This is a genomic window from Haliscomenobacter sp. (genome assembly GCF_040403615.1).
Lineage (GTDB): Bacteria > Bacteroidota > Bacteroidia > Chitinophagales > Saprospiraceae > Haliscomenobacter.
In genome coordinates this window covers 3,148-9,457 of the sequence record NZ_JBBAKG010000049.1, presented here as the reverse complement: position 1 = coordinate 9,457, position 6,310 = coordinate 3,148, and the positions used below count along the sequence as shown (strand labels likewise).

The following is a 6,310-nucleotide window of genomic DNA, read 5'->3' as shown; positions in this document are numbered from 1 at the left end:
AATAGTCTTCATATCTTGCTCCGGTTTGTTGCTGTATGTGTGTATTATAGCATTTCGGTGAATATTGGGCATCCTATTTGTCTCAATAATAGGTCTTTGAATAAATCACCATTGCTACTAGCCCAAACTCTTCTCCAGTTTCTGTAGAGATGTGTCGTAAGTCTTCTAAGGTCAAATCTTCGTACCCTAGATAATTAAAATCCTTGACCAGACGATTGGCCATTTTTGTAATCTTTTTCATTTACATGCTCCAGTAAGTTTCGCTCGAGGGCGAGCAGAAGTAAGGTGTGTTCACGTCCTCTTGGAACTCTGCACCACTCATCAAGTTCTTGCGAGTGATCTGGCGTGGCTTGTAGGTCTGAGTGTTTACCACGTCCAGCTCATCAACTGTGTAACCTGCTTTGCGGCAAACACGAGTTCGGGTAGCACAGGCTGAGCCAAACGTCTTGTAGGCACGGGTACGATTTGGGCCATCTGACACAATAAGTCCAGTAGCCTTGGCAATAATGTAGTAACTCATTTCGGATTCCTTTTTGCTGTGTATGTGTGTATTATAGCATTTCGGGCAATATTGGTCAACCGCAGATCGCACACCCTAACTCTACCAGCGGCGCCACTGTTTGAGCTAGCATACCTTCAGTTGCCATGCAACTATCTCCAGCCCGCTTGTTTCCAAGTGGTCTCATCCGGCGGTATGTGTGTGTTTTCTGCTGTTGAACCTGTATTATAGCATTTTGGTAAATATTGGTCAACCAAATTATTCGCCCGTGTACAGCTCATAAATCGCCCGAGCAGCCGCAGGGTCCAAACGGGCCAGCTCAGTTGCAGCCGCTGTCAATGACGTGTAACGAGCCTGCACTTGACTACGCGGAAGTTCACCATCACAGGTAAGATTTTCGGGGCTAAGATCTGCATCAATGCTCTGTGCAATTTGTTTGCGATCTTGGGCATTTTGCAGGCTCAAAGGCTTCTGGCCAAACAGTTTGGAAAATGCGTTTTTACGGTCTACATAAGATGTCAATGCACTCATTTTGAGCTCCTTGTTGCTGTGTATGTGTGTATTATAGCAGTTCGGGCAATATTGGTCAACCAGATTATTCAATAGCACGCCGCATGAGCATTTCTTGGCGTGCAAAGGCATCTTGTTCCCAGGGCTGGTCCAGATAGAGCGTTTTGCTGGTGTAACGGCGTCCCATCCAGAGCTTGGCCTCACGGGGCAGATACTTCAACTGACCCTTGGCCAACTGACGCACATGCACCATTTCATGAGCCAGGGTTGTGGCCATGTTTATCAGTGAGCTTTTGGTCAGTCGCCGCGGCTGCTTGATCAGGACCAAGTAGCAGTCTGCCACGTCTATGTACATGGTTGCACCTTCCATGCCGTCCGGCACATCAGGAGTGATTTTTACCAACAAGGCTCGCCGACTGCGGGTTAAGCCCAGTTGACCGATCATGGAAGGCATGAGGCTGCTCAAAAACTCACGAGCTTTTGCAGGTCCTTCGAAAGCATGTTCCATTCTGTGTCCTTTGTTGCTGTGTGTATTATAGCATTAAGGGCATTATTGGTCAACCAGCTCGACCGAATTCCATAACTGTTCAGTTGGCACATGGTGTTGAGCATATCCTTCCAGCACCATGTTCATGTAACCGGTACTGGGCGGAGAGTCGGCATGTCCAGATTGCATACTGTAGCAAACGGCCTGAACAATTCTTGATCCTTGACTCACTCTCAAACTATCCCGGCCATAGTAGGTGGGGTAACCTTCTAGCTGATCCAGATGGTCTAGGTCTTGATCTGTGATACTCCATAACACTCCATCCACATAACTGCCTGAGCATGGCACTACATCCGCATGGACAGCAAATCTAAAAGCATGATCAATCAGTCGAGCATGACCCAGGCTGTGAGCACCAGGGCACCGATAGGCCATTTCGTCCTGATTGGTATTCATGCCGTAGGCAAAATACAGTTGAGAATTGTTCATGCTCGTGATTTCTTTGCTAGGCCAAATTCCTTGGCAAGATAGTAGTCAATCAGTCTGCGTTGGATCATGGTCAGCAGATCGCCTTCACGGTCATCGGACATGAATCGCACAGGACAATGCCCCCAGGTACGATCTCGTTGAAATTCTGCAAACCACTGACGGTGCAGCCGATTGTGGGCGTCAAACACTGTCCAAGGACGACCGTTGAATATTAGTGTGCTCATAATTTTTTAATATCAGCAAAGGTATTTTCTACTTCCCACTCTACCCAATTCTGTATGCTTTCAAACGGAATAGTTTCATCTACCCATTCATAAACATAATCATTGTGTCCATCAACTAGATAGTCTCTGAAGGCGGCTTTGAGGCGGTGCTCTAGTTCGCGTATTTGACGTTCAGGACCTTGCCACAAACTGGCCCACTTTATAGCATGTCCCACATGACCTTCGTAGCTATTTTGGCGCTTGTCAAGATCGGAAGTAATTCCAAAACAGGTTCTGGTTATAATAGCATCAGTGTCATCATCTACGAAACGATGGCGCCAGAGATAGAAATCATGTGAATCAAAGGGATTTGTATTCATTGTAGTTCTCAATAGTTGGCAACGGCAAGGTACCGCCGCGTTTCATATAATCTTTCTGCCAGATTGGCAACAAGCAAGCATCGGCCCAGCCGCCAAATACTTTTTTGTATCTTTGTTTGCAATCATCGTGGAACGCCTTGGGAGATCCATAGCGTTTCATGTGTTGATAAAATTCAAGTTCATGTTCTTTGGTAATTTCTATTTCTTGCTTGCGGCATAATGCGGCAAATCTTCCAAAGGTTAAAAGATAACCGCCATTTACACCTTTTTCACTGGCATAGAATTTGTTGTGCCAGGCAAGTACCCAATCTAAATCTTCTTTGCTTTCCTCAAAGATATCTGTACCATGTCCAGCCAATTTTAACATGCCACTGATGTGAGTGACCATACCTGGTTTGGCTTTTTGCCCCCTTGCTTCAAGTCCAGGAGCCGCAAACATATTATGATTTTGCAATATGTTTTGTATCTCATTGGCCTGTAAATCTTCTGTCAACGTGCTGTAATAAAGACGAACGCCATTGACCATGCTTCTATAAATGTAGTACAAATCAGGTTCTTTGCGACCTTTGTAGTTCAAACAGCGAAACCCATAATTACCAACTGCCTCGCCCATCAAAGTAGATCCTGGTACTTCAAGATCGTCATCTACAACTTTGCATTGTATTAATGTATCAGGAGAGATCAATCCAAAGTGCATCATTAGTGCAAAGGCTGTTCCGCTTTGTTGACCCTCCCACGCACTGTATCGACCAGTTTCTTTGATGTAAATTACATTGAGTGGTTGCATGATCCTTGGATCAAACAGCTCAATGATATTTTTACCAATATGTGGAATTTCCAACAGTCGTTGAATGTCAATGTTGATGTCAACCAGGCTTGCAGGCTGTAGTTCAAGTCGTCCAAAATGTTCTTGTGTGTACTGTTTACCTTGCAGTCGTTGTTGCAAATTATGTATGGCCTCTTGTATGTCGACTTCGTTGGCAATTGCCATAGCCCGAGATACCAATGGATCATAAATGTTGCCAGTTGACACCATTGGTGTTTGAACTGCTTTGGGCGGCGGCACAAACGGATTTACTACCAGATTAGACACATTGGCACGAGCCATAATTTTTACTCCAAAAAAAGCTAAAGATAAACAAGTATAGCAAACTTATGAATATTTGTCAACCACTAGGTGATTGCCACACGACTGGGTTCACGGCGATCACTGTAGTACTTTTGTCCTATGCGTCGAATGGTGTCTGCTGCGGTCTGCGGGCTGGCTTCAAACATGTCTTGGATGTCATCCTCGCCAATACCGGGTGTGGCTGTGATTATGTAAATTTCGTAGTGGCGCTGACTGTTGTAACGAGCCCGCAATTGCCAATGCATGAGTTTGGGCAAGGCTGGGGGCTCGGCACCTCGGAGCAGGGCAAAGGTAATGTCTGCAGGATTAGGAACCGACTGCACTGCTTCGAGCCCATGACAGTCCCACATCACAGCAAAGATACCTGCACGTTCGTCACTCATTGATCTGCTCCGGTGTTTGTCATATGCTTTATTATAACACCATAGCAAATAGAAGTCAACTTGGTTATTGTTCAGTTTCTGCGGACGGGGTTCCACGAATCTGGTCCAGATCCTGGAACAGTCGCTTTTTTTGCTGGGTCAACTCTTTGAAAGTTTTACGGGGGTTGCCACACATCACACACTTTGGATTGCCACAATTCATGGCATGACGTTTCACAAACTTGTGTGGCTCGTCAACTGGCACGCCATATGTTTTTGCAATCCGGGTCTGCTTTTTCACAGCATTGTCATCCCGGAGCAATCGCTTGCTGTGATTAAATTTGTCTTGTTCTGTGCTCATTGTTATTGCCACTGTAGAGTAAATGCAAACAGATCACGTTCGGTATCAAAATAAAAAATGTAGTGCCACTGATCATCACCCGAACCCACCAGTTCCCATCGCCAGTCGCTCAGTAGTTCGGTTCTGCACCAGTTGAGCATGCGATCCAGTGTGCCCAGCTTTTTGTTGATCTCACAGGAGTGCTCAAAGCTCTTGCGCTCACGACTCTCTGTTATGGGTCCTGTCAGTTCAACTTGCATTACAATTAATTATGTTCATGTCCACTTGAGCTGGTAAAATGTGGCCAGCACAGGATTCACAAAATCAAAATGTGCTACCCGAACCACAGGATATAAATCGTTGGGATCCTGCAATCTCACCCAGGACCAAGAAAAATCCTGCCCTTGCATCAGCCCATCTTGCATCAGCTGATACTTGAGCCGGATTGCATCATCAGCTGTGGCATTTTTTATAATGACCCTGTTTAAGGACGTCTCAGCCATTCTTTTCGAATCAGTTTGTCACAGCGAGTCCAGTCACGTTCATAGAAAATACGATTGTCAGTGATGTCAAAGTGATTGCAAAAACTCTGTCCATAACGTATGTTTTGTAGGGCCTCAAATGTGTGATTGCGTTGCCAGTCTAGATAGCTGTCTAGATCAATCGAGTTGGGTTCTGCACTGGGTTCGTGACGTTGTAACAGTTGCTGAGCCATTTGAGTGAACATTGATTCCTTTGAGGTGTTGAACAGCGGGTAGTGTCTGGGTCAGTCCCAGAGTGCTTGATAATACTTGCCAAATAATCTAAAACCATTTTGAATACGCTTTTCTACCGCTTCCAAACCTTCATAGTCACACTGGTAGGTGTCCTTGGGGCCTTTGCCCATCTGATAATACTTGTGCTCGCCCTTGGGCACTTCGTTGCCGTCCTTGTCTACAGGAATCCATGTGATGTCATGATCTCCTGAACGGAAAGCATCTTCCCAGGAGTCATCTACCTTGCACTCAAATGCAAAGATCATTTCGCTCATGACCCAGTCCCAACGAACAAAGTGATTGCTATCTATGTCCCAGTCGTTTTCTTTGGCCGGTGCGGCGGTGCTACGCAGATGCTCGGGCACATCCTCATCGTCCACATGTGGGCTACCATGCTTGCTCGCTTTGAGTTGTTTCAGCATGGGAAGGATGATCGGGCTCAGAGTCGAATCCATGCTCCAAGTGTCCCAGTAGTCAATTTTAACATAATCAATTTTTGGGTGTACACAATCCAACACCCATTGGATAGCATTACTAACAGGAGTCAGGTAGTCACTCCAGCGTTCCACCCAGTCGGGATGCTCAATATATTTTGTGTCAAGTCCACGAATGCTTTTGTCACGACTGTGCTTTGACCAGTCAGTCCAGAAGAACGCATAGTCCAAGATTGTGTAAGGTGAGATCCAGTGATCACGATATTTCGAAATATACACACGCATTATTTTTTCCTTTTACAGTTGTTGAAATGCCATTGCTTCATTTGTGGGGCACCACCAGATTTTCCACAGTGTGGACATATTATAACTGGTTTTTGTTTTCCAGTCAATGATTTACTTCTTTTTTCATTTGCCTAGGGGGTAGTAGCTCTCAAATCCCATGTTTTATAAACTTTCATCGCTTGCTCCAGTTGATGTATCCGCCATTGGTCTCGCTCCAGGGACAGTATTTTTCCCACAGTGCAGCAGCTTCTGCACCTGCCGTGGCTCGCATGGCTTGATCCACTGCCGGACGAGTAACATATCCTGCATGACCCCAGTCATGCGTTTTCAACAAAGTTTCAAGTTCGTTCATACAGTTCCTTACCAGTTAGAGACATCCGTGATGTCTGCTTCAAAATCACGTTCGGGTTGAGCCTTGTGAAACGTGCCACGATGGC

The 6,310-nt window shown here is 45.7% G+C and carries 13 protein-coding genes; all 13 read right to left on the bottom strand.

The window, feature by feature from the left end; genetic code table 11:
* Positions 1-241: 241 nt before the first annotated feature.
* Positions 242-520, bottom strand: coding sequence for a hypothetical protein (locus tag ABW391_RS16235; protein ID WP_353482945.1), 279 nt, complete (start codon positions 518-520; stop codon positions 242-244).
* A gap of 237 nt (positions 521-757) precedes the next feature.
* Complete coding sequence (locus ABW391_RS16230; RefSeq protein WP_353482944.1) at positions 758-1,030, bottom strand: hypothetical protein; 273 nt, start codon at positions 1,028-1,030, stop codon at positions 758-760.
* Between the two features lie 64 nt (positions 1,031-1,094).
* The gene (locus ABW391_RS16225) at positions 1,095-1,517 is read right to left on the bottom strand and encodes a hypothetical protein (RefSeq protein ID WP_353482943.1); all 423 of its coding nucleotides are present in this window, start codon (positions 1,515-1,517) and stop codon (positions 1,095-1,097) included.
* Between the two features lie 42 nt (positions 1,518-1,559).
* On the bottom strand, positions 1,560-1,985 hold the full coding sequence (locus ABW391_RS16220) for a gamma-glutamylcyclotransferase family protein (protein WP_353482942.1): 426 nt from the start codon (positions 1,983-1,985) through the stop codon (positions 1,560-1,562).
* Complete coding sequence (locus ABW391_RS16215) at positions 1,982-2,209, bottom strand: hypothetical protein (RefSeq protein WP_353482941.1); 228 nt, start codon at positions 2,207-2,209, stop codon at positions 1,982-1,984. Before ABW391_RS16215 ends, ABW391_RS16220 begins: the two co-directional genes overlap by 4 nt.
* Entirely contained in the window at positions 2,206-2,568 is a 363-nt protein-coding gene (locus ABW391_RS16210; protein ID WP_353482940.1) for a hypothetical protein, read from the bottom strand. Before ABW391_RS16210 ends, ABW391_RS16215 begins: the two co-directional genes overlap by 4 nt.
* Positions 2,549-3,559, bottom strand: a complete 1,011-nt coding sequence (locus ABW391_RS16205; RefSeq protein ID WP_353482939.1) for a hypothetical protein — start codon at positions 3,557-3,559, stop codon at positions 2,549-2,551. The genes ABW391_RS16210 and ABW391_RS16205 overlap by 20 nt, the downstream gene beginning before the upstream one ends.
* A 182-nt stretch (positions 3,560-3,741) precedes the next feature.
* Positions 3,742-4,080: a hypothetical protein gene (locus tag ABW391_RS16200; RefSeq protein WP_353482938.1), complete on the bottom strand. Its 339-nt coding sequence runs from the start codon at positions 4,078-4,080 to the stop codon at positions 3,742-3,744.
* Positions 4,081-4,144: 64 nt separating this feature from the next.
* On the bottom strand, positions 4,145-4,420 hold the full coding sequence (locus ABW391_RS16195; RefSeq protein WP_353482937.1) for a hypothetical protein: 276 nt from the start codon (positions 4,418-4,420) through the stop codon (positions 4,145-4,147).
* A 2-nt stretch (positions 4,421-4,422) separates the two neighbouring features.
* Positions 4,423-4,659, bottom strand: a complete 237-nt coding sequence (locus ABW391_RS16190) for a hypothetical protein (RefSeq protein ID WP_353482936.1) — start codon at positions 4,657-4,659, stop codon at positions 4,423-4,425.
* 224 nt (positions 4,660-4,883) lie between these two features.
* Positions 4,884-5,114, bottom strand: coding sequence for a hypothetical protein (locus ABW391_RS16185; RefSeq protein ID WP_353482935.1), 231 nt, complete (start codon positions 5,112-5,114; stop codon positions 4,884-4,886).
* Between the two features lie 51 nt (positions 5,115-5,165).
* Positions 5,166-5,873, bottom strand: a complete 708-nt coding sequence (locus ABW391_RS16180; RefSeq protein ID WP_353482934.1) for a hypothetical protein — start codon at positions 5,871-5,873, stop codon at positions 5,166-5,168.
* A gap of 172 nt (positions 5,874-6,045) precedes the next feature.
* On the bottom strand, positions 6,046-6,225 hold the full coding sequence (locus ABW391_RS16175; RefSeq protein WP_353482933.1) for a hypothetical protein: 180 nt from the start codon (positions 6,223-6,225) through the stop codon (positions 6,046-6,048).
* Positions 6,226-6,310: the final 85 nt, after the last annotated feature.